Raw genomic sequence first — 968 nt, forward strand, 5'->3', positions numbered from 1 at the left:
CCACCTCCCGGCCGACGGCGGCGGTGGTCTCCTCCGAGCCGTCGAAGCCGCCGTAGGCCAGGTACAGGCCGGCTCCGGCCGCCGCGGCCTCGGTGTCCTGGGAGTGGTAGAAGACGAACCCGCGGGCGCCCTCCCGCTCGCCGCCGATTTCGGACAGTCCGCAGCTCCGGCAGCAGGTGAAGTTCTGCCGGGCGGTGATCCCGGCCTCGTCCAGGGCGGCGAAGGCCGCGCTCAGCCGGTCGTTGTCCGAGGTGCCGGTCCACCGCTCCTGCTCGGCGGCACGCGCCTCCCAGATCGGCTGGACCAGCCGCCGGGCCTGCGCCGGGGGGATCGGCCGGTCGCGGCCGAGGGACTCCACGACGTCCCTGACGACCCTCGGGAAGCTCAGGAAACCGCCGTTGACCCCGTCCGCCGCGACCTGCTCGGCGTGTTCGAGGACGGGCTTGTCGAGCGGGACGTCCGGCGGGGCGGCGGCCGGGATCGCGGCGCGCTCCTCCTCCGGCGTCCGGGACCGGATCCACTCCAGGAAGAACTCGGTCACCCCGTCCCCGGGGGCCATCTCCACCTCTTCGATCTCGGTGTCCATGCCCTCCCGGGTCTCCACGGAGTAGACCCCGGAGGGGTGCCGGAACGTCTGGATGAACTGCGCCTTCGGCCCCTCCCGGAAGGAGCAGATGACCCAGTCGCCGTAGTGGGTGCCGAGCAGCTCCAGCACTTCGGAGAGCCGGGCGGCGGTGGGGACGGTGATCGACTCCCGGTCGTTCTCGCACTCCAGCGAGACGGGGAGGGGGTTCTGGTAGAGCTCGTTCTCGTTCACGGGACGCATCATGCCGGACGGCTGCGACGTCCGCGCACCGCGCGGCCGGGGACTCATACCGGGAGCCGGCGCCGCCAGACCACGGGCGCCAGGATCCGCTCGGACGGGCTGCCGTTCCAGTCCGGTTCCAGGCCGGCCTCGGCCAGTGCGG

Annotated in this window: 2 protein-coding genes; both read right to left on the bottom strand. The window is 73.0% G+C overall.

Translation table 11 applies throughout. The features are described from left to right. The coding region (locus tag D459_RS33390; protein WP_017596722.1) for a DUF6891 domain-containing protein at positions 1-817 on the bottom strand (817 nt) is incomplete at its 3' end. 53 nt (positions 818-870) lie between these two features. Continuing rightward, positions 871-963 carry a hypothetical protein gene (locus D459_RS37605; protein ID WP_394296704.1) on the bottom strand — a complete coding sequence of 31 codons (93 nt, stop codon included), beginning with the start codon at positions 961-963 and terminating at the stop codon, positions 871-873. Positions 964-968 lie beyond the last annotated feature (5 nt).

It is taken from the genome of Nocardiopsis potens DSM 45234 (assembly GCF_000341105.1).
Lineage (GTDB): Bacteria > Actinomycetota > Actinomycetes > Streptosporangiales > Streptosporangiaceae > Nocardiopsis_A > Nocardiopsis_A potens.